This is a genomic window from Sorangium sp. So ce375, from assembly GCF_051473855.1.
GTDB lineage: Bacteria > Myxococcota_A > Polyangia > Polyangiales > Polyangiaceae > Sorangium.
Genome location: NZ_CP150335.1, coordinates 3,827,859 through 3,845,927 on the forward strand (window position 1 = coordinate 3,827,859; position 18,069 = coordinate 3,845,927).

Genomic DNA, 18,069 nt, shown 5'->3' on the forward strand with positions numbered 1-18,069 from the left:
ACGAGGGGGACCTACCTCCGCCGCTGATGTGCTCGGTGAGCGTCGGCGCTGCGCGCACGGAATGCGTCGTGCGACGACCGTTGCGCCGGCGGATCGGTCCGGCGCTCGTCCGGACGCGCGCCGGCGGGCGACGCGCCGCGTCCCCGGGAGAGCCGATGCCGACGGGCGCCGGATCTGATGCCTCTGCACCGCACCTCGGGGGCCGTCACGGGCGATAAAGAGGCGAATTGGCGGTGATCTCTGTCGGCCTGCTCCTTGCACCACCCGTGAGCAAAGGACATGGACAGCCACCGAACTGACAGCTCCACGACGCCACATGGTGCGTCGATGGATCCCGCGTCGCATCGATCCCGCCCTCCGAGTGGGGGCCGACCTTCTCAGCGTGCGCACCGCTCGCCGCGCTCTCCGCGCCGGTCTTCGGCTCCCCGACCTCCGTTCGACCCTGTCGACCTCCGGCCCCCGGGCCGGCTGTCGCGGCCGTCTGGCTCGGTCTTTCTCCCTGGCGCGGACGTCGGGCCCCTGGAGCCGGCGAGCGACGCTCCGGCCACCCCGGCGAGCGCGCCGCCTGCCACGCTGCGGACCGGCCTGGCCGGCTCGCCGCCCGCTGCCGCCCTGACCGTCTCCCGGATCGACCCGCGACCCGTCGGGCTGCGGCGCTACGCCCCTGGCGACGTCCTCGGGGGACGCTATCGCCTCACGGAGCTCCTCGGAGAGGGCAGCATGGGCGCCGTGTGGAAGGCGCGGAATCTCGCGCTCCACCTCGATGTCGCGCTGAAGCTCATCCGTCGCGACTGCGCCGTCCCGGAGGCCGCCTCGCGGCTGCTCCGGGAGGCGCGCGCGACTGCGCGGGTGTCGCACCGCGCCGCGGTGCGGATCTTCGATCTCTGCTTCACGGAGGAGGGAGAGCCGTTCGCGGTGATGGAGCTCCTCCAGGGCAGGTCGCTCGCCCTGGTGCTCGCCGAGGCGGGCACGATGTCGCCCGCCTCCGGCGTCCAGCTGCTCCTTCCCGTGATCGGCGCGCTCGGCGCGGCGCACGGCGCGGGCGTCGTGCACCGGGACGTGAAGCCGGCGAACATCGTCCTGGTGCGCGAGGGCCGCCGTACCGTCCCCAAGCTGATCGACTTCGGGATCGCCTCCACGGCGGCGCGCGCGGCGGGCGACGAGCCGGGGGAGGCGCTGGTCGGGAGCCCGGCCTACATGGCGCCCGAGCAGGTCCGCGGCGGGGAAGAGTCGGACGTGCGCGCCGATGTGTGGAGCGTGTGTGTCGTGCTCTATGAGCTCGTGAGCGGCCGGCGCCCGTTCGGCGGGCCGGGCAGCATCTCGATCGTGCACGACGTGCTGCGCGCCGATCCGCCGCGCCCGGAGGCGCTCGAGCTGCACCCGCGGCTCTGGGAGATCCTCGAGCGAGGCCTGGCCAAGGACCCGGACCTGCGCTTTCCCACCATGGCGGCGCTCGGCCGCGCGCTGGCCCAGTGGGCGATCGCGAGCGGGGTCGCCCACGACGTGACGGGCGCATCCCTCGTCGATTACTGGCTCTCTTGAGAGGTGCTCTCAGTACCGCACGTCGCAGCCCTTCGCGTCCGCGAAGGCCTTGATCGCCTCGAGCTCGGTCGTGGTCGCGTCGCTGTAGGCCCAGCTGATCGCGCCCGCGTAACCCTGGCTGTACCAGCTCTCCAGGAGCGTCGGCAAGGTGGCCGTCGCCAGGCCGGCGATGGGGAAATCTCCCATGACAACGGGCTTGTCGGTGATGCCGTAGTCCGCGGGCGACTGGTTGTAAGGCCAGTACAGGTTGACCCGGTCGTTGATATGAAAGGTGTAGAAATCGACGTCGGTGTCTCTCCAGGACCGCGCCCACTTCATCGACGCCGAGCCGATCGTGACGAGCGCCCTGCTCTCCGCGCGCAGCGCCTTGATGGTGTCGCGGAGGAAGGCCTGCATCTGCGCGTGCTCGATCGGCTCCACCTGGGGGTCGGGTTCGTAATTCGGTCCCTTGTCCGGGCTTGATCCGGTCATGGCCAGCTCGGGCTCGTTGATCACGTCCCACGCGACCATCCGGTGCTGGTAAGGGCTCTGCGCCACGGCGCGGGCGATCGGCCTGACGACCTTGTCTATCAGCTTCGCGCGCCGCTTTGCGTCCGTCACGATGGGGCCGATGCCGACGGTCTTCACGTCGGTGTCGAGCCGGGTCGGGTGGAAGTTGTCGAAGGAGAACAGGCAGAACACCAGGTTGACGTCCGCCTGCTCGGCGAGCTCCAGCGCCTTCTGGACGTCGCGCCGCGTCGTCGCGCCGAGGCTGGCTGGCTCGTCGTTCGCGTCGAAGACGACGCTCTCGCCGCGGAGCTCCGGCAGCATCCACCACCGCACGAAGCTCGCCCCGTGAGCACGGATGTCGGCGAGGTTCTTCGCGTGGATGTCTGCCTCGGCCGCGACGCCGCGCCTGCCCCACGCGGCGATACCGCCGAAGTCGCCGGCGAAGTTGTGCCACGCATAGTTCATTCCGAACATGAAGCGCTTCTTGCAGCCGATCGTGATACCACCGCTCTCAGCGGGGCACTCGTCGACACACTCCATGATGTCGGCCTCGCGGCCTCCCTGTCCTCCTTGGCCACCGTCGGAGGGGACGCTCTCTCCGCCGGCGCCGCCGCCGCCCTTGCTGGCAGCGTCGTCGGCAGGCGGGCTCGCGCCAGAGCAGGCGGCGACGACGAGCGCGGCGGCTGCGATGAGCGCGCGGCGACCGAGTGGACAACGGGGTGCGTTCATGAGGATAACGGGGTGATGGTACGCGTGCTGTTGCGCGAGCGCCATCGGATTCACTGTCGCGCCGGTCGAGAACAGCGTCTCGCGAGGTTCGCGATGTCGCGAGAACGCGCTCTCGCTATGCCCCCGCAACACAGGTTGTCTGCCCAACGATCATCAGCGCGTGTCGGCCGTCGCGCGTCGCCTGTGGGGTGGGGCGCGTTGTGTCTGTGGGGTGGAGTGAGAGGGACGGCGCCTCGCGCGGGGGCGGGGTCGCGGGCGGTCGGCGCGCGAGCAGCGAGCGGGCCGCGTCGGCGGGTGGCGCAATGCGGGCAGACTGGACGGCGGGCCGCGCGGGGCGGCGTCGGCAGGGTCCCCCCTTGAAACCTGCTTCCCCGCCCGGCTATTGGAGGGGCTCGGGGCCGCTCGGGCCCCGAACGCCCCGCTTGCGGGAGGAGAACCACCGATCATGAAAGCGCGCGCAGCCGTCGCCCACAAGGCCGGCGAGAAGCTCACGGTCGAGGACGTCCAGGTGGAGGGCCCTCGCGAAGGCGAGGTCCTCATCGAGATCAAGGCCACGGGCGTCTGTCACACCGACGCTTACACGCTCTCAGGCAAGGATCCGGAAGGCCTCTTCCCCGCGATCCTCGGCCACGAGGGCGCCGGCGTCGTCGTCGACGTCGGGCCGTCCGTGAAGAGCCTCAAGAAGGGCGATCACGTGATCCCCCTCTACACGCCCGAGTGCCGGCAGTGCTCTTATTGCACGAGCGGAAAAACGAACCTGTGCCAGGCCATCCGCGCCACGCAGGGTCGCGGGCTCATGCCGGACGGAACGAGCCGATTCTCGATCGGCAAGGAGCGGATTCACCACTACATGGGCACGTCGACCTTCTCGAGCTTCACCGTCCTGCCCGAGATCGCCGTCGCCAAGATCCGCGAGGACGCGCCGTTCGACAAGGTCTGTTACATCGGCTGCGGTGTGACGACGGGTATCGGCGCCGTCATCAACACCGCCCAGGTGAAGCCCGGCGACAACGTCGTCGTCTTCGGTCTCGGCGGCATCGGGCTGAACGTGATCCAGGGCGCGCGGATGGCCGGCGCCGACCTCATCGTCGGCGTCGACATCAACCCGAAGCGCCGCGAGCTGGCCGAGAAGTTCGGCATGACCCACTTCGTCAACCCGACCGAGGTGGCGGGGGATCTCGTGCCGTACCTCGTCGATCTGACCCGGGGCGGCGCGGATTTCAGCTTCGAGTGCATCGGCAACGTGAAGGTGATGCGCCAGGCGCTCGAGTGCTGTCACAAGGGCTGGGGGACGAGCATCATCATCGGGGTCGCCGGGGCCGGCGAGGAGATCGCCACGCGCCCCTTCCAGCTCGTCACCGGGCGCGTCTGGAAGGGCACCGCGTTCGGCGGCGCCAAGGGGCGCACAGACGTTCCCAGGATCGTCGACTGGTACATGGAGGGGAAGATCAAGATCGACGAGCTCATCACCCACACGATGCCGCTCGACGACATCAACCGCTCCTTCGACCTCATGCATGAAGGGGAGTCGATCCGCAGCGTCGTGCTCTTCTCCTGAAGCGCGCCTCTCGGCCGCGTCGGGCGCGCAGAGCGCGCGCCAGCCCCCCTCGTTCGTCCCGCTCGCCTCGCGCGTGACCGCAGGGGCGGATGAGCGCACTAGGCCGCTCGCGCCCCGCCGCGCGCAGGCCGCGGCGCGCCTGGTCCGCTCCTCGGGCACGCATGGCTCGCTCCTCGGGGGACGTGTCGGTGCCATGTCGGCGGCGACGGGTGCTGCAAAAGTACTGACCGCTGTGACATCATTCGCCGCCATGGTCCATGTCACCTCCCTGGCGGGGCTGCCCGCCAACGCCCTCGCGGAGTCGACCGCGGCGGTCGCGGCCTGCGATGCTGTCGTCCTCGTCGCGCCATCGCCCATCGCGAAGTACGCGGGGGGGCTCGGGTCCGCCGTGGGCGCGGTGGTCGAGGCTGTGGCGCGCGTCGACTCCGCGCTCGAGGGCAAGTGTGCTCCGCTCGTCCTGCCGGCGCCGGGGGTGCCTGGCGGGCGCCTTGTGCTGGCGCCGATGGGGCCGCTCTCGGAGGAGGTGGACGATGTCCGCTCGGTCGCGGAGGCTGCGGCGGCCGGCTTCGCTCGGGCGGTGGACGCGGGGGCGAGCCGGCCGCTGCTCGTCGTGCGCGCTCCGGTGGGCGCTGCGCCGCGGTTCGCTCGGGCGGTGGAGGTGGGCGCGCTCGCCGCGCTCGGGAGCCAGTGGACGCCGCTCGAGGCGCGGGAGGCGGAGATGGCCCCGCGCACGGCCGAGTCGCTCGCGGTGCTGGGGTTGTCGGAGGCGCGCGCCCGCGAGATCGCGGCGATCGAGGTCGGCCGGGCGCTCTGCCGCGACATCACGGGCACCGAGCCCGAGCGGATGGCGCCCCGCCGCGTCGCCGAGATGTGCGAGGCGGCGTTCGCCAGGACGGGGGTGCTCGTCAAGATAGAGCGCAATGTCGATGACTACCCGCTCATCAGCGCGGTCTCGCGGGCGTCGCGGGTCGTCGAGCGGCACCGGCCGTGCGTCGTGCGCCTCGACTACAGGCCTCGCGGGGAGATCCGGCGCACGGTGCTGCTCGCGGGCAAGGGCGTCACCTACGACACCGGCGGCGTCGACCTGAAGACCGACGGGCACATGGCCGGGATGTCCCGCGACAAGGGCGGCGCCGGCGCGGTCGCCGGCCTCGTGCGCGCGGCGGCGGCGCTCGGCCTGGAGGGCGTGCGCATCGTCGGGCTGCTCGGGCTCGTGCGCAACAGCATCGGCGAGGAGTCCTATGTGAGCGACGAGATCATCCGCAGCCGCGCTGGCGTGCGCGTGCGGATTGGCAACACCGACGCCGAGGGGCGCCTCATCCTGGCCGACCTGCTCGCGCTCTCGCGGGAGCTCGCCATGAGCGGCGCGGCGGACCCGATCGTGTTCTCGGTCGCGACGCTGACCGGCCACGTCTACCGCGCTCACGGGCCGTATACCGGCGCGATCGGCAACTCCGCCGCGCGGCAGGAGCTCGACCGGCTCGACGTGCTCGCGGAGCGCTGGGGCGAGCCGATGGAGCGCGTGCGGCCGCGGCGCGAGGACTACGCGTTCGTGGCGCCCCGGTCGAGCGCCGAGGACGTGGTCTCCTCGAACCGCCTCGCCTCGGTGAACACGCCGCGCGGGCACCAGTTCCCCTTCGCGTTCCTCGACATCGCCTCGGGGCTCAAGGGGGGGGCGCTGCCGTTCATCCACCTCGACATCGGCGGCGTCGGGGTCGAGTCGGCGGACTGGCAGTTCGGCCGCCCCACAGGCGTCCCGATTCCAAGCCTGACAGCCTATCTCTCCGGCGAATCCTAATCTTGGGGGCTCACCCGCTTCGGATACGGGCCCATCTCGACGTTTTCGGTGCTCAGCGTACAAGAGTACGCTTCCGCGCCGAAAACGCCGATCTGGGCCCGTCTCCTGTGCGGGTGAGCCCCGCTGACGGTGGGTCGGGGGGAGAGAAGAGAGAAGAGTTGCTTGTCGCGCGCTCCTTGAAACTCGGCTCGGCGGGACTTCCGAGCTCTCGTGGAGAATCGGGAGGGAGCTCGCGTTTTCCGCGCTCGATGCGCGGGAGATCCGTTCCTGGTGGCGGGTGGGGGGCGGCCCGAGGGCGGATGTGTTGCACGGTATCAGCGTGGCGAGGGAGCGGACGGCACGTTGCTGGCAAGCTGGGCCGTCATGGGGAGAACTCGCTCGACCACGACCGGACATCGTGACCAGATCCCGCGCGCGCTCGCCGGTGGACTCGCCCTCGTAGCCACCGCGTGCAGCACGGGGGAACCGGGGATCAACCTGGATGTACCGCGCCTGCCGGCGCAGCGCGACAGGGGTGATGTCCTCCCTGCGGCCACGAACGACGGCGAGCGGGCCGAGTCCGCGCAGCCTTCGCCCGATTTGACAGGGATTGCGAGCGTGGCAGTCCCGATCGGAAACACCGGCTTCTCGCGTGGACGGTCCACGGTGGTCGTGAAGGCTCCGCTGGAGCGCGTGCGCGCCGCGGTGCTCTCGTTCGAGCGCTATCCGGAGTTCATGCCGCACTACAAGAAGTGCCGCGTGCTCGGGCGCACGCCCTCGGGCGGGTGGGATATCTACATGGAGGTCTCGGCCCTTCAGGGCGCGGTCACGATGTGGGCGCGCATCGAGATCCAGAAGCCGGTCGTGGAGGATGGCGTCGAGACCTACGCGTCCCGCTTCGTCTCCGGCAATGTGCAAGATCTCCAGGCCACCTGGCGGCTCGAGAAGATCGACACCCAGACGACGCGCCTGTCCCTCGAGGTCTTCCTCCGACCGAAGCTGCCGCTGCCGAAGAGCCTCCTCAACGCGGAGAACCTGGACGGCTCGGCGCGCGCCGTCGCGGCCGTACGGACACGCGTCGAACAGGCACAGGACCCGAACCGCTGACGCGCGCCGGAGCGAGGCGGAGAGGCCGGCGTCACCCGCCCGATGCGAGCCGCCGGACGGGGCTCTGCACATCGAGCCTCGCCGCCGTTGCGCCGTAGACGACCCGTTCGGTGCCGGGATCGCCGAGGAACTCGTACGGAAAGCCGAGCGGCACGCGGCTCACCGCGTTGAGCCGGTCGACAGCCGCGTCGGGCAAGACGATATCCAGGCAGCCCAGGCAATCCTGCATCTGCTCGGGCTTCCGGGCGCCGATGATGGGGATCACCTGCGCCGGGCGCGACCTGAGCCACGCGAGCGCCACCTGCGCCGAGGAACACCCGAGCTCCTCGGCCACCGCGTCTACCGCGCGCGCGATGCGCAGGCCCCGCTCGTCCAGGCGACCCTGGTTCATCGCGGCGCGCGCGGCGTCGTTGCCGCTGCCCCGCGTGTACTTGCCCGTGAGCACCCCGCCGGCCATCGGCGCCCACGCGAGCACGCCCAGGCCGAGCCGGGACGCCATCGGAACGAGCTCCCGCTCCACCGTGCGCTCGATCAGGCTGTATTCGATCTCGATGCCGATGAACCGCGACCAGCCCCGGAGCTCGGCGATCGCGTTCGCCCGGGAGACGACCCAGGCAGGCGCGTCGGACATGCCGACATAGAGCACCTTGCCGGCGCGCACCACGTCGTCGAGCGCGCGCATGAGCTCGGCCTCCGGCGTCGTCCAGTCCCACGCGTGGACCCAGAGCAGATCGATGTAGTCCGTCCCCAGGCGCTTGAGGCTCGCCTCGACGGACTGGACAAGGTTCTTCCTGCCATTGCCGCTCGCGCTCGGATCGGCGTCGTTCATGGAGAGCGAGTATTTCGTCGCGATGACCCACGCGCCGCGGTCGCCGCGGACGAGCTCCCCGACGATCCGCTCGGAGCTGCCGTTCGTGTACTTGTTGGCTGTGTCGATGAAGTTGCCGCCGCGGGCGCGGTACGCCTCGAGGATGCCGCGGCACGCCTCGGCCGAGGCGCCGAAGCCCCAGTCCTCGCCAAAGGTCATGGTGCCAAGGCTGATCTCCGAGACCTTGAGCCCGCTGCCGCCGAGCAGCTTGTAACGCATCTCCATGGTCGTCCCTCCTCGGGCGCAGTCGCCGCCCGGCGAGCGGCATCCTAGGGCGGGCGTGAAGGGCGCTATAGAACGCCGCTGCGCTCCCTGGAACCGGGCTGCTGCGTTGACCGGCCCAGCCCGTCCGGCGCATGCTGGGGTCGACTCCCGATGGTCTCCCGGAGCGCCATCCCGTTCGTCGCCGCCGGTACCCGCGAGCCCATCGAGGCGCTCCGGCAGGCCGAGATCCGCGCCTCGAGCCGCTCGCTGCGCTGGACCGGCGCGGTGGCCGAGCTCGGCGTGAACCCGTCCTGGGAGACGGACCACCTCGCCGTCGCAGGCCACTACCTGGCCATCAACCTCGCGGACGCGCCGCTGCGCTTCGAGCGCAAGGGCCAGCGCGGCTTCGAGCGCGTGGAGATGGCGCCCGGCAGCCTCTGGATCCAGCCCGCGGAGGTCCCGTTCTCGCACCGCGTGAGCGATCCCACGATCTATGGCGCGCTCGTGCTCGATCCCGCGCGGCTCGCGCGGCTCGCAGGGGTGCGAGAGCTAGAGCTCGAGCCCCGCGTGGGGCTCGTGGACGCCCAGATCGAGCACGTGCTCCGCGCGCTCCTCGTCGAGGTCTCGCGGGGCGGCGCCACGGGCGCGCTCTTCGTGGACGCGATGCTCTCCGGGCTCGCGGCGCGCCTCGGCGCCCACCATGCCGCCCGGCCGGAGCGGCCGGTCAGGGGAGGGCTCTCCCCTGCGACGCTGCGGCGCCTGCTCGACTACATCGAGGCGCACCTCGGCGACGATTTCGGGCTGGAGGCGCTCTCTGGCGTGGCCGGCCTGAGCCCCGCGCACATGGCGCGGGAGTTCAAGCGGGCGCTGGGCGAGCCGCCGCTCGCCTACGTGACGCGGCGGCGGCTGGACCGCGCCCGCGAGGCGCTGCTCGCCGGCGACCGCCCGATAGGCGAGCTCGCGCGCGCGCTCGGCTTCGCCGATCAGAGCCACCTGACACGGCTCTTCAAGCGGAGGTTCGGGATCACCCCGGGCGCGTTCGCCCGTGGCCGGTGAGCGTCGGCAGCCGGATGCTGAGGTTGTCTATCCCGTCCGATGAGCCGTCGAGGGGACGGGAGCCGAGCGTCCATTTGCGGACCGGCGTCCCGGCGGGCAGGCCGACGTAGTTGTGTCGGTGGCGAGACCCGTTCAGGTGCGCCCGGTTGCCGGTGAAGGCGCTGAGCCCTGCGGGATCCTCGTCCTGGATGCCATAAAGGGTGTTCCTCGACAGCGTGTTTCCCTCGACCAGCGCGCGCGCGCAGGCCCTCAGCCAGATCCCTTTGCCGTCGTTGTTCGCGGACTGGCAGCCGGTGATCCTCGCGTCCGTCTGCCTCTCGAGCAGGAACCCCGCTCCCTTCTGCGGGTCGCCGCGCGATGGACCGGCGTCGACCGGGGGGGCCGGCGGCTGCACGAACAGGGGAGTGCGGTGGACGGTGTTGCCGTCCGCGATGCAGTCGATGAACGCGTTGCCCTCGCCGCCCACGAGGCCGCCCTCCGGATCCGGGAGCGGCGCGGAGGCGATGAACCCGGCCGCGAGCCCGTCGTTCTCGGTGGTCCCGCTCGCGTTCCTGTTCCCCACGGCCACGCAGCGCCTCAGCACCACGTGGCGGGTCGAGTGGAGCGCGAAGCCGCCGGCGGGCGCGCCCGCGCTCGCGCCGTGGTTGCCGATCGCGCGGCAGCCCTCGATGAGCGCGCGGTACACCGCCCTGCCGATGCGAAAGCCGAGCGCGGAGAAGTCCTTGACGGCATCGGAGGACGCGGCCGGGTTCGCGTTGTAGTTTCCGTCCGCCTCGCAGTCGACCATCTCCAGGTTGCTCGTGGTCGAGATGTTGAATCCGCAGGCGCGGTTGCCGGTGAGCGTGAAGTTCCGGTTCGCCCGGCAGCGCAGGAATTTGTAGTTCTCGCCCCACGCGAAGAAGCCGGCCGGCTCTCCGCCCGACGTGTTGTCGTGCGCCTCGCAGTCCTCCACGAGCACGTTGCGGCAGATGACGAAGTCGATGCCGACGACGTTGAACTGCACCCCGCTCGGCTGGGCGCTGGTGTTCGCCGTGTGGTTGAACACGGACCGCTGGACCTGCACGTTGTCGCAGAACAGCGCGAGCGCGCCCAGCGTCACGACGAAGTCGAGCCGGCTCGTGTTCTCCGAGCACACGCAGTCGATCATCCGGATGTCGTTCGCGAAGGCGATGTCGTCGTCGGCGCCCCGGGCGCCCAGCACGAAGATCCCGCCGTTGCGGCACAGGAACCCCGTGTCGAACACCCCGTCGCCGCCGCACCGCCTGATCGACAGCTCGCGCAGATCCACGTGGCTGCACGCCTTGGCGACGATCCCCACCCCCTGGATCCCGAGCACGCTGCCGTTCCTGATGACGAGCCGCGTCCTCCCCTCGGCGAAGACGCCCACGTTCCCGGAAACGACCTCGCCCCGGCACGGCCTCGCGCTCGGGTCGGGGGCGACGATGGGCGCGGGAGGGTCGATCTGCCGCAGCGTCCTGCCGCACAGGTCGAGGGTCACGTCGTCGCTCGCGATCGTGATGGCCCGCGCGTTCGCGTCCTGCGCCACCCAGTCGACGTCTTCCACGAGGGCGTACACGCCGGGTGCCGTGATGACGAAGGGGACGCGGCGCTCGGGGTCCGGTCCGCCGTTGATGTCCTGCGCCGTGATCGGCGTCGCGGGGCGGCGCGCGCTGGCGCCGGGAAGCTCGCTCATGGTCCTCGGTCGAGAGTCTACGCCAGTCGGTCCGCGCCGCGCGGCGCTCGTCAGCGCGAGCCTCACTGGATCGGCACCGAGCGCAGCGACTCGGCGAGCTTCGCGTAGAGCGAGCTCCGCGGGTCGTCGCGCCGGTAGACGAGCCGGAAGTGATCGCGCGCGAGGGCCGCGGACGGGAGGAGCCGCTTCAGCTTGCCGCCGCGGAGCTCGGCGGCGACCATGTGGCGCGGCAGCACGGCGACGCCCTCGCCGGCGAGCACCAGCGCCTTGATGGCGGCGCCGAGCCCCACCCAGCGATGGCGCGCGAACGCGAACCGGCCCACGCCGCCCGCCTGATCCGCGACGTACCGGAACAGCGGCATGGTCGGGTCGATGTCGAGCAGGCAGTGCCGCGAGGCGTGCTCCGGGCGGGAGAACGGCGCGCGCTGGAGCAGCTTGGGGGCGGCGACGAACGCGTAGCGCTCCTCGTGCAGCGTCTCCGCCGCGAGGCTCGCGGCGCTCCAGCGGGCGCTTGTGACGACGCAATCGACGCTGCGGTCGTAGAGGCGCCTCAGCAGGTCGTCGGACGCGCCGAAGTAGAGGTGGAGCGTCAGCTCGGGGCGCCGCCGCGTCAGCGCGCCGAGCTGGGGGACGATCCACGACATCCCGAGCTCGAACCGCGTGCCGAGCGTCAGCTCGACCGGAGCGGGCGCGGGGCCCATCGCGCTGCGGAGGCAGTCCTCGGCGAGCGCCAGGCACTGGCGGGCGCGCGGCAGCAAGGCGAGCCCGCGCGGCGTCAGCTGCACCCGGCGCGTGGTGCGCTCGAACAGCGGCGCTCCGATCTGCTCCTCGATCTGCCGGATGCGCTGGCCGAACGCGGCGGGGCTGAGCGCGACGGCGCGCGCGGCGGTCCGGAAGTTCAGCGTCCGCGCCGCGGCCTCGAAGCAGGCGAGGTTCTCCAAGGAAGGGAGCAGCATCGCTGGATTGTATCGTCCAGCGCAACAATCCCGACCGTGAAATACTGGATTCCACGAGGCGCTGGCAGCCGCGGCGCCGCGTGGCGTGCCGGCGCGACCGGCGCGCGCGGTCCGGAGGGATCGAGGGCCCGTGGCCGGCGGCCAGGGCGGGGGCGCTACCGGGGATCCTCGACGGGCGCGGTCTCGAGCGCGACGGTGCCGCCGTTCGCGACCCACTTGAAGCCGTCGACGAGGGCGGTCGAGTCGAGCTTCTCGTCGCCGGTGTCGAAGATCATGAACCGCAGCTTGAGCTCCTCGCCGCCGTTCACCGGGGCTTGCGTGCGTAGCCAGCCTGTCGCGCCGGCGTCGTTCCAGAGCCCGAAGCCGGTGCCCTCGAGCTCGTCCGGCCCGAGCGGACACCCTTCGCAGACCTCGAAGAAGCTGATGTTGACGCTGACGGGGTTGCCCAGGCTATCGAACGAGAGATTGCCGTTGAGCGACCCTGGCGGCCTCGGCGTCGCCAGCGCGAGGAACTGGTCGTTGAAGTTGTCGCAGACGAACTCGGGATATTCGAACGTGTAGAACTTGAATGCGAACTCGTAGCCGGTCGCGTTCGTCGGCGTGCGGATGACGAGCTCGAGGCCGATGTCGTCGTTGATGTTCGCCGAGGGCGGGCACGCGGGGTTGTCCTGCGGGAAGCCGGGCGGCGCCTCGCCCGGCCCGTAGGTCCTGCAGCTCGGCATGTTGCACGCGCCCGGCCAGCGGGCGATCCGCGCGTGGCCCGTCGACAGGGCGAGCAGGCGGGTCCCGCCCTGCGGGTGCACGTTGGGGCCGAAGGAGTCGAGCACGCCCACCGCGAGCGAGGGCTCCGCGGGCGAGCCGTCGCCGCGCACGTACTCCGCGCTCAGCACGCCCCACTTCCTGTCGCCGGGCGACGCCTTGGCGCAGAGGTCGATCGCGTGGGCCCCGTGGATGGCGTCGAAATCGGCGGGAGCGATGTTCCTGTCGCACGCCGGCGCCGCGTCGTCGATCACGCCATCGCAGTCCTCGTCGGCCGGCTCGGGAACCGTGCCGCTCTGGTCGGGCTCCGTGATCACGACCTCGACGGCGCCCGGGTTGACGTTCGTGTCGCCGTCGTTGCAGTCCCCGTCCTCGACGGTGAACCCATCGCCGTCCTCGTCGGGCGATGCGCCGTCGGTCGGCGCGCCGCCGTCGCCGAAATCGGCCCAGGAGCTCGTCGTCTCGCGGCCTCCGCCGGCGCCCGTCTCCGCCGTCGTGGCGCTGGCCGCGCCCCCGCCGACGCCCTCGCCGGGCGCCTGCTGGACGCGCGCCGTCGCGGAGCACGCGCCGGACGACCAGAGCGCCGCCCCGACGCTCGCGCAGAGACCCAAGTAGACGAAGCGCCCGCCGCTCATCGTGCATCCACCTCGATGGTTGTTCGGGGCCCTCGGCGCGCCCGCCCCTGGCGACCCATCGCAACCTGCGAGCACATCACGGCCCGGGCTCGCTGTCTTCCGCTCGCTTCCGGGGCGAAGCGGGCTCATCCGGCGGCGCCCCTCGCCTCAGGAGCCGCGCGGCCCACAGCGAGAGCGCGAGCAGCCCGACGGCCAGCGCGCCCCCGATCGGCGTGCGGTGCCGCTCGGTGAACGGAAGGTCGCGCGCGACCGGGACGGCGCCGAGCGCGGGGTTTGCTCGTGCGGCGCCGAGCCTCGCGGCCGGGGGACGCTCGCGCACGGTGTGGTCGAGGAGGTCGGCCAGATCGTAGCTGGGGCGCTTGCCGAGCGCGTCGCCGACGTAGAGGCGGTGCGGGCCCGGCTGCGCGGCGCGGAACACGATCTCGCGCGCTCGCACCTCGCCTTGCGCGCCCGAGAGGGAGAGCGGCGCCGAGTCGCCGTCGTGGATCGCGAGCCGGAGAAAGCGCTTCCGGGTGGGGCTCAGCGGGATCCGCGTCGACGCGAGCGAGGGCCCCGCCTCGCCGCGCGGGCGGATCCGATGGATCATGCCGCTCCCCACGGGTGGCCAGACCGCGCGGTAGGTGGTCGAGGCGACCTCGACCCGGCGGCTGAACTCCGGCGTGGCGACGTCGAGGAGGAGGGCCTCCAGCGGCGCGCCGTCGGTGCCGGCGTCGAGCGTGACGAGGGTCGTCTTCGCGTCGCTGTCCCGCTGCGTCTCGACGATCGCGAGCGGCAGCAGCGCGGGGGGCTCGGCGGTGGCCGGCGGCTCGCACGAGACGGTGCCGCCCGTGATCCGGACGTCCGCGGCCGCGTCGCGCGCCGGGGCGCCCTCGGGGACGAGGCGGATCCGGATCAGCGCGGCCCGGGAGAGGGGATAGCGGACCGACAGGTGCTCGACGGCCTCCGCGCCCTGGGGGATGCGGTACACGTAGGCGCCGCGCGCCACCTCGCTGAGCGATCTCGGGTCCGTGCCGGTGTCGACCCGCGCCTCGCGGAGGAAGCTGCTGCCGACGACGCTGAGCTCGACGCGGCAGTGGCGCGTGCCGGGCGCGTCGAGCGCCCAGGTCGCCTGCGCCACGCCGGCGGCGTCGACGCCTGGATCGAGCATCGTGGCGGCGATCCGCCCGGAGGGGGGCGCGGCGCCTGGCTCGCGGAGCACGTAGGGCACCTCCGCGCCGTCGGGGCCGGCGATGCGGACGTCGGCGAGCAGCTCTTCTGCGCGGCTCTCGCGGTAGAGATCGAGATCGACGTCGACGCGGTGGTCGCCGGCGGCGTCCACGCCGTCGATGGGCCGGACGAGCGCGTGCTTCTCGGTCGGGAGCGGCGCGCCGGTCTGCGCCTCGGAGGGGCGCGCGAGGCTCGTCGCCGCGAGCAGCGCGAGCAGCCCGACCGCGCCCCGCGATCCGGCCCGCAGGAGCGTCACGAGGCGACGGCCGAACCGCGCGTAGAGGAACCCTCCGCCGACGAGCAGCGCCCCGACGCCCGTGAAGAGCGCGATCTGGTAGATGCGCTCGACGTGCCAGACGTCCCAGGCCACGAGCTTCGCGATGGTGACGGCGAACAGGGACAGCCCGGCGTAGCGATGGAAGGCGTCGCGCGCCGCGAACCCCGCGGTGAGCAGCGCGATCGCCGCGAGGGCGAGCACGAGCGTGGTCGCCATCGCGATGCCGCCTTGCTGGCCCTCGAGGGCGGCGCGGTGCTGCACGGCGAGCTCGGCGAACTCGGCCGCGTCGAGCGGGGCAGGGGGGGCGGCGGGGAGCGTGGTGATCGCGCCTCGGACCTCGAGGACGACGGTCGTGATGATCAGGGCATACCCGGCGCCGAGCGCCGCGACCCCGGCGCCGCGCAGCTCGGCGCGTCCGGCGTCCGGGGCGCGCGCGGCGTCCACGTCGCGCGCGGCGCCTACGTCGCGCGCAAGCGCAGCGCGCGACAGCAGACGCCCCGCGGCGAGCAGGGCGGCGCTCGCGCCCGCGAACGCGTAGGTCCTCGCGTTGAACAGGACGGGAACGGCCATGAGCCCGTCGCGGCCGTGCGTCGCGAACCAGGTCGTCACGAGCGCCTCGGCCTCGGCCCGATCGACGACGAGCGCCCGCGCGAAGGTGGCGACGAAGAGCAGCAGGGTGACGGCGAGCCACGCGCGCTCGCCGGTGCGCGCCGCGATCGCGGCCGCCACCGCCGCGAGGATGCTCCAGACCACGGTGACCGTCGCCCCGCCGAGCCCGAACGCGATGGCCGCGGCGAACAGGGCGAGCGCCTGCCCGAGGAGCAGGGCGACGCGATCGGCCGGGGGCGCGGCGCGGGTCACGCCGGCGCGGAGGAGCGCGGCGCCGAGCGCGAGGTCCAGGGCGCCGGCGCCCGCGGTGAGCAGCGCGCGGAGCGTCGGCGTGTCCTCCGGCGTCGCGCCGAGCGCGGCCGCGACGAACCCGAGCGTCGCCACGCAGGCGGCGAGCGCGTCGGACCAGGAGAGCGTCGGCGCGCCGGGCTCGCGCGGGCGCCGCGCGGAGGCGCCTGCGGCGCCGAGGAACACCAGCATGACGAGCGCCGACGCGCCGAGGAAGCTTGCGTTGACGGCGTTGACGGCGTTGACGGCATCGACGTCCGCCGGCGCGATCGCGAAGCGCGCCGCCGCCGCCAGCGCGCCTGCCGAGACGATCGCCGCGGCGAGGAGCAGGGCGGGGAGCTCGGCGCGCGCGGCCATCCACGCCGCGAGGGCGGCGGCGCCTGCGAGCGCGATCGCGAAGAGCGCCGCGTCGGCCTCGATCAGCAGCATGCCCGCCGTGCAGGCGAACAGCGCCGCTCCGGCGGAGCACGCGATGGCGATCTTCCGATCGAGCCGACGGGCGAGCCCGGCGCCGCGGAGCCACCCCGCGAGGTAGACGAGCGTCCAGGCCGCGACCAGCGCGGCGACCGTCGTCCGGTGCGCGGCCGGCGCGTCCGCGAACGTCGCGGCGAACGCGAGGAAGCCGGAGCCCATCGGCGCGAGCAGCCAGGCGCCATCGTCGGGCGCGCGCAGGGCGATCACCGCCGCGATCGCGAGCGCGATCGCGGCGGCGGCGAGCGCGCGCGGCGCGTCGAAGAGCAGCGCGGTCGCGCCCGCGTGCGCGAGCACGAGCGCCGCGACGCTGAACGCCGTGGCCTCCGCGCGCGCCGCTCCGCGGAGGTCGCCGATCGGCGCGAGGCCGGACGGCGCGGCGCCTCGGTCGGCGCTCGGGGCGGGCGCGCGGCGCAGCCACATCGCGCGCAGGAGGCCCTGCGCGGCGGCGAGCGCGACGAACGCGAGGGGCACCGCGCGCGCGGCGAGCGGGAGGTAGGGCCCCGGGAGCGCGGGCGCCGGCGCGCCGAGCCAGGGCGCCGCGTCCGGGTCTCCGCCGGCCGGCGCGGCGCTCGCGTCGAAGTGCCTGGCGTACCAGCCCCAGAACAGCGCCGTGTGGCCCGCGAGCGCGAGCCACGGCGCGACGCGGAAGCCGAGCCTCGCCGCGACGGCGTGGGCGACGCTCGTCATGAGCAGGAGGTAGCCGAACAGGACGAGCGGCCGGTCCTGCCCCGTCGACAGCACGACGGGGTTGAGGAAGCCGGCGACGAGGGAGAGGATCAGGATGGCCTCGCCTCGGTGGCGGAGCGCGAGGCCGGCGCCGAGCAGGAGGAGCACCGTCTCCGCCGCGAATGCGGTGGAGATCGGGACGAGCTCGTACAGCACGGCGCTCGCCCACACCGACGCGATCAGGACCGCGAGCCCGAGGCCGACGAGCGCGTGGATGAAGCGACGCCGCGCGCCCCCGCGGAGCGCTTCCGCGATCGCGAGGAGCGCGGCGCCGGTCGCAGCGCCGATCGCGACGCGCCCGAACGGCCCGATCCAGGCGTTGTCTGAGGCGTACTTGAAGAAGAAGAGCGCGCCGAGCAGGAAGGTGGCCGCGCCTGCGCGGGTGAGCCAGGTGAGGCCGAGCCGCTCCTCGATGGATTGTCGCTCCGGGGCTTCGCGGTGCGCTGGCGACGCGGCGCTCGCGTCGAGCGTCGCTGCGAGGCGAGGCGCCGGAGGGGCGACGGGGCCAGGGAACGCGACGGCTGGGGGCGCGGCTGCTGCCGCGGCTGCGATCGGGTGCGCAACGCCGAGAGGCCCGCCTGAGATGCCCGCGTCGAGCGCGGGCGGCGCGCTGGCGGTCCCCTCGTCGAGCGCGGGCGGCGCGCCTGAGGTTCCCGCGTCGAGCGCGGCCGGCGCGCCTGAGGTTCCCGCGTCGAGCGCGGGCGGCGCGACGGCGGTCTCCGCGTCGAGCGCGGGCGGTGTGGCCGCTGGGGGCGGGATCGCGCCCTGGGCAATCCGCTCTGGCTCCAGGCCGTGCGCGCTTCGCTGGCTCTCTGTCGCTGCGGTCAGCCCTGCGCGGTCGCGCTTCCCCGAGAGCTCGGCCACCCGGTGCTCGAGCGCGTGGATCCGCAGCAGCAGGTCCTCGTTGCGCCGGTTGGCCCGGACGGCGAACACGAAGGCGACGAGCGGGGCAACCAGGAGATAGCCGACGAGCGCGAGCCCGAAGAAGACGACGATTCCTGCCCCCATGCATGCTTCGTAGCATGGGGCGCACGTCGCAGGCGCCGCCCGTCCGCGCGATCGCGCCTGTGCTGTTCACGCTGCTCGTGGGCCCCATCGGACGGCGAGGACCTTTCG

11 protein-coding genes are annotated in these 18,069 nt (G+C 72.9%); 5 read left to right on the plus strand and 6 right to left on the minus strand.

The genetic code is table 11. From position 1 onward, the window contains the following. The first annotated feature begins 648 nt into the window (after positions 1-648). Complete coding sequence (locus WME90_RS14340; protein WP_437283610.1) at positions 649-1,542, plus strand: serine/threonine-protein kinase; 894 nt, start codon at positions 649-651, stop codon at positions 1,540-1,542. Positions 1,543-1,551: 9 nt separating this feature from the next. Here the strand turns inward: WME90_RS14340 and WME90_RS14345 are convergent, their stop codons facing one another. Next, complete coding sequence (locus WME90_RS14345) at positions 1,552-2,760, minus strand: hypothetical protein (RefSeq protein ID WP_437281672.1); 1,209 nt, start codon at positions 2,758-2,760, stop codon at positions 1,552-1,554. Positions 2,761-3,205: 445 nt separating this feature from the next. On the opposite strand from WME90_RS14345, the gene WME90_RS14350 reads away from it, so the two are divergent. From WME90_RS14350 to WME90_RS14360, 3 genes are all read left to right on the plus strand, one after another. Then, on the plus strand, positions 3,206-4,318 hold the full coding sequence (locus tag WME90_RS14350; protein ID WP_437281673.1) for an S-(hydroxymethyl)glutathione dehydrogenase/class III alcohol dehydrogenase: 1,113 nt from the start codon (positions 3,206-3,208) through the stop codon (positions 4,316-4,318). Between the two features lie 250 nt (positions 4,319-4,568). Further along, positions 4,569-6,116 carry an aminopeptidase gene (locus WME90_RS14355; RefSeq protein ID WP_437281674.1) on the plus strand — a complete coding sequence of 516 codons (1,548 nt, stop codon included), beginning with the start codon at positions 4,569-4,571 and terminating at the stop codon, positions 6,114-6,116. A gap of 597 nt (positions 6,117-6,713) precedes the next feature. Further along, positions 6,714-7,202 carry a type II toxin-antitoxin system RatA family toxin gene (locus WME90_RS14360; RefSeq protein ID WP_437281675.1) on the plus strand — a complete coding sequence of 163 codons (489 nt, stop codon included), beginning with the start codon at positions 6,714-6,716 and terminating at the stop codon, positions 7,200-7,202. Positions 7,203-7,233: 31 nt separating this feature from the next. On the opposite strand, the gene WME90_RS14365 is transcribed toward WME90_RS14360, so the two are convergent. Continuing rightward, the gene (locus WME90_RS14365; RefSeq protein ID WP_437283611.1) at positions 7,234-8,289 is read right to left on the minus strand and encodes an aldo/keto reductase; all 1,056 of its coding nucleotides are present in this window, start codon (positions 8,287-8,289) and stop codon (positions 7,234-7,236) included. A gap of 156 nt (positions 8,290-8,445) precedes the next feature. Here WME90_RS14365 and WME90_RS14370 point away from each other — a divergent pair, with 156 nt between their 5' ends. Continuing rightward, complete coding sequence (locus WME90_RS14370) at positions 8,446-9,330, plus strand: helix-turn-helix domain-containing protein (protein WP_437281676.1); 885 nt, start codon at positions 8,446-8,448, stop codon at positions 9,328-9,330. On the opposite strand, the gene WME90_RS14375 is transcribed toward WME90_RS14370, so the two are convergent. The 4 genes from WME90_RS14375 to WME90_RS14390 all read right to left on the minus strand — a co-directional run bounded on the left by WME90_RS14375 (position 9,299) and on the right by WME90_RS14390 (position 17,961). Beyond that, a complete protein-coding gene (locus tag WME90_RS14375) occupies positions 9,299-11,023 on the minus strand; it encodes a right-handed parallel beta-helix repeat-containing protein (RefSeq protein WP_437281677.1) in 1,725 nt (574 codons plus the stop codon). The two genes, WME90_RS14370 and WME90_RS14375, sit on opposite strands and share 32 nt — an antisense overlap. A 62-nt stretch (positions 11,024-11,085) precedes the next feature. Next, the gene (locus tag WME90_RS14380) at positions 11,086-11,979 is read right to left on the minus strand and encodes a LysR family transcriptional regulator (RefSeq protein ID WP_437281678.1); all 894 of its coding nucleotides are present in this window, start codon (positions 11,977-11,979) and stop codon (positions 11,086-11,088) included. A gap of 155 nt (positions 11,980-12,134) precedes the next feature. After that, positions 12,135-13,373 carry a choice-of-anchor L domain-containing protein gene (locus WME90_RS14385; protein ID WP_437281679.1) on the minus strand — a complete coding sequence of 413 codons (1,239 nt, stop codon included), beginning with the start codon at positions 13,371-13,373 and terminating at the stop codon, positions 12,135-12,137. A 76-nt stretch (positions 13,374-13,449) separates the two neighbouring features. Then, on the minus strand, positions 13,450-17,961 hold the full coding sequence (locus WME90_RS14390; RefSeq protein ID WP_437281680.1) for a DUF2339 domain-containing protein: 4,512 nt from the start codon (positions 17,959-17,961) through the stop codon (positions 13,450-13,452). Positions 17,962-18,069: the final 108 nt, after the last annotated feature.

Bases quoted from the DNA above. Each gene is read 5' to 3' on its own strand.
- WME90_RS14385 (WP_437281679.1), bottom strand. From the start codon at position 13,373: ATGAGCGGCGGGCGCTTCGTCTACTTGGGTCTCTGCGCGAGCGTCGGG.
- WME90_RS14345 (WP_437281672.1), bottom strand. From the start codon at position 2,760: ATGAACGCACCCCGTTGTCCACTCGGTCGCCGCGCGCTCATCGCAGCC.
- WME90_RS14380 (WP_437281678.1), bottom strand. From the start codon at position 11,979: ATGCTGCTCCCTTCCTTGGAGAACCTCGCCTGCTTCGAGGCCGCGGCG.
- WME90_RS14350 (WP_437281673.1), top strand. From the start codon at position 3,206: ATGAAAGCGCGCGCAGCCGTCGCCCACAAGGCCGGCGAGAAGCTCACG.
- WME90_RS14370 (WP_437281676.1), top strand. From the start codon at position 8,446: ATGGTCTCCCGGAGCGCCATCCCGTTCGTCGCCGCCGGTACCCGCGAG.
- WME90_RS14355 (WP_437281674.1), top strand. From the start codon at position 4,569: ATGGTCCATGTCACCTCCCTGGCGGGGCTGCCCGCCAACGCCCTCGCG.
- WME90_RS14390 (WP_437281680.1), bottom strand. From the start codon at position 17,961: ATGGGGGCAGGAATCGTCGTCTTCTTCGGGCTCGCGCTCGTCGGCTAT.
- WME90_RS14365 (WP_437283611.1), bottom strand. From the start codon at position 8,289: ATGCGTTACAAGCTGCTCGGCGGCAGCGGGCTCAAGGTCTCGGAGATC.
- WME90_RS14375 (WP_437281677.1), bottom strand. From the start codon at position 11,023: ATGAGCGAGCTTCCCGGCGCCAGCGCGCGCCGCCCCGCGACGCCGATC.